Source organism: Streptomyces neyagawaensis (assembly GCF_023516595.1).
GTDB lineage: Bacteria > Actinomycetota > Actinomycetes > Streptomycetales > Streptomycetaceae > Streptomyces > Streptomyces neyagawaensis.
The window spans coordinates 1-2,749 of record NZ_JAMGBG010000124.1 but is presented as its reverse complement, the minus strand read 5'-3'; the positions used below and the strand labels follow the sequence as shown (position 1 = coordinate 2,749).

At 73.0% G+C, this 2,749-nt stretch carries 3 protein-coding genes and 1 pseudogene; all 4 read right to left on the bottom strand.

The features are described 5' to 3' along the window. A partial coding sequence (locus tag M8J73_RS36015) for a hypothetical protein (protein ID WP_249829553.1) occupies window positions 1-488 on the bottom strand: 488 nt, incomplete at its 3' end. 251 nt (window positions 489-739) lie between these two features. Further along, window positions 740-1,537 carry a type III pantothenate kinase gene (locus tag M8J73_RS36010; protein WP_055540748.1) on the bottom strand — a complete coding sequence of 266 codons (798 nt, stop codon included), beginning with the start codon at window positions 1,535-1,537 and terminating at the stop codon, window positions 740-742. Window positions 1,538-1,552: 15 nt separating this feature from the next. Further along, complete coding sequence (nadC, locus tag M8J73_RS36005; RefSeq protein ID WP_055540747.1) at window positions 1,553-2,539, bottom strand: carboxylating nicotinate-nucleotide diphosphorylase; 987 nt, start codon at window positions 2,537-2,539, stop codon at window positions 1,553-1,555. A gap of 5 nt (window positions 2,540-2,544) precedes the next feature. Then, window positions 2,545-2,749: pseudogene (locus M8J73_RS36000) on the bottom strand (L-aspartate oxidase); the annotation flags it as partial.

Genomic DNA, 2,749 nt, shown 5'->3' with positions numbered 1-2,749 from the left:
AGGCCGCCTGGCAGGGCGGTGAGCCGGCCGCGCGCGTGGGCACCGGCGCCGGAGCGGGAGGCCGGGACGACCACCGTCCGCGCCGCGCGCCCCGCGAAGCGGGCGCGCACGTCCCGCTCCGCGAGGGAGCGGCAGCGGTCCAGCAGCGCGGCCGCCGCGGGGTTGCCGCGCAGGGCGCGCAGCGCCGCGAGGTCGTCCGGCTGGGGGCTGTACCCGGTGTCCAGGGCCTCCCCCAGCAGGGCCGCGTAGCCCGTGACCGTGCCGGGGAGCGCGTCGCGGTAGCGGGCGAGGTCGGCCAGCAGGAAGGCCCTCAGGCGGGCGTCCTCGCGGGTCGCCTCGTCGACGGACTCGGCGAGCCGGAGGCAGTCCTGGACGTCCTCCGCCGAAGCGGGACTGGGGTTCAGGGCGAGGGCGAGGGCACGACGGAGCACACGCAGCTCCTCAGCGCCGAACGCCATGCCGCCGCGGGTTCCGTGGGGCGTGGGCATGCGGCGACGATACGCGCTAATCAGACAAAAGAGGCCCGCGTGGGGCGCGTGGCGCCGGGGACCACCCGCGTGGGGGGATCTTGAACGCTGATCGCCTTCCGGGCGACCGGGGCCGCGCCCCGTGCTTTTCATGAAGGGCGGGCCGCAGGCCCGTTCCTTCAGGGGCGCGGGGAACTGCGCGAGGAACCACGAACCACCCGCACCCGCCAACGAACCCGCGGCCCCGAGCTACAAGGCGCCCGACGCCCCCCTCACAGGCGTGACACGTTCCGCTCGTACACCAGCCGCAATCCGATCAGCGTCAACCACGGCTCGTGCTCGTCGATCACCGAGGACTCGCCCAGCACCATCGGCGCCAACCCACCCGTGGCGATCACCGTCACCTCCTCCGGGTCGTCCGCCAGCTCGCGGACCATGCGGCTCACCACGCCGTCGACCTGCCCGGCGAACCCGTAGACGATGCCCGCCTGCATCGCCTCGACCGTGTTCTTGCCGATCACGCTGCGCGGTCTGGCGACCTCGATCTTGCGGAGCTGCGCGCCCTTGACGCCGAGCGCGTCGACGGAGATCTCGATGCCGGGGGAGATGACACCGCCGACGTACTCGCCGCGCGCGCTGACCGCGTCGAACGTCGTCGCCGTACCGAAGTCGACGACGATCGCGGGACCGCCGTACAGCTCGACCGCGGCGACCGCGTTGATGATGCGGTCGGCGCCGACCTCCTTGGGGTTGTCGGTGAGGATCGGCACGCCGGTCTTCACGCCGGGCTCGACGAGGACCGCCGGGACGTCCCCGTAGTAGCGCCGGGTCACCTCCCGCAGTTCGTGCAGCACCGAGGGGACCGTCGCGCAGATGGCGATGCCGTCGATGCCGTCGCCGAGTTCCTCGCCGAGGAGCGGGTGCATGCCCATGAGGCCCTGGAGGAGGACCGCCAGTTCGTCGGCGGTACGGCGCGCGTCCGTGGAGATGCGCCAGTGTTCGACGATGTCCTCGCCGTCGAACAGTCCGAGTACGGTTTGGGTGTTGCCCACGTCGATCGTCAGCAGCATGACCGGTCCCCGTCCCTACTCGGCCGCGCGCAGGTCGAGGCCGATGTCCAGGATCGGGGACGAGTGGGTCAGGGCCCCGACGGCCAGGAAGTCGACGCCGGTGTCCGCGTACGCCTTGGCGCCCGTGAGGGTGAGGCGGCCGGAGGCCTCCAGCAGCGCGCGGCCGGCGACGAGGGCGACGGCCTCCTCGCACTCCAGGGGCGTGAAGTTGTCCAGGAGGATCAGGTCGGCGCCCGCGTCGACGACCTCGCGGAGCTGGTGGAGGGTGTCGACCTCGACCTCGATGGGCACCTCGGGGAACATCTCGCGGACGGCCTTGAAGGCCTGCGCGACCCCGCCGGCGGCGACCACGTGGTTGTCCTTGACGAGGGCCGCGTCGGACAGCGACATGCGGTGGTTGACGCCGCCGCCGCAGCGGACGGCGAACTTCTCCAGGGAGCGCAGCCCCGGCGTCGTCTTCCTGGTGTCGCGGACCTTCGCCTTGGTGCCCTCCAGGGCGTCCGCCCACGCGCGTGTGGCGGTCGCGATGCCGGAGAGGCGGCACAGGAGGTTCAGGGCGCTGCGTTCGGCGGTGAGGAGGTCGCGGGTGGCGCCGGTGACGCTGAGGAGCTTCTGCCCGGCCTCCACGCGGTCGCCGTCGTCGACGTGGCGCTCGACCTCGAACTCGTCGGAGCAGGCCACCGACAGGACCGCCTCGGCGATCCTGAGGCCCGCCACGACGCCGCCCTCGCGGGCGGTGAAGTCGGCGGTGGCGCGGGCGTCCTCGGGGATCGTGGCGACGGTGGTGACGTCGACACCGTGGTCGAGGTCCTCCTGGATGGCGACGTTGGCGATGTCCTCGACCTCGACGGGGTCGAGTCCGGCGTCGGCCAGGAGCTGGGCGAGCGCGGGGTCGAGCCCGCACTCCAGGTACTCCTCGCCCGTGAGGCCGTCGTCGGCGCCGCACGCGCAGCCGTCGCCGCAGCCGCCTGCGGAGGCGAGGGGAAGTTCGGGGGTGCTCACGTCTGTCACTGCTCCTGGTGATGCGGCCGGGTAGGGGGGAAGTCTGCGGTATCCGTGGTGTGTAGAGCGAGCGTGCGGTCCGGATTGAGCCGTACGACGATGTGGCGGCGCCAGTCGGTGTCGTCGCGGTCGGCGTGGTCCTCGCGCCAGTGGCAGCCGCGGGTCTCCTCGCGCAGCCGCGCGGCGGCGACCAGGACGCGGGCCACGCAC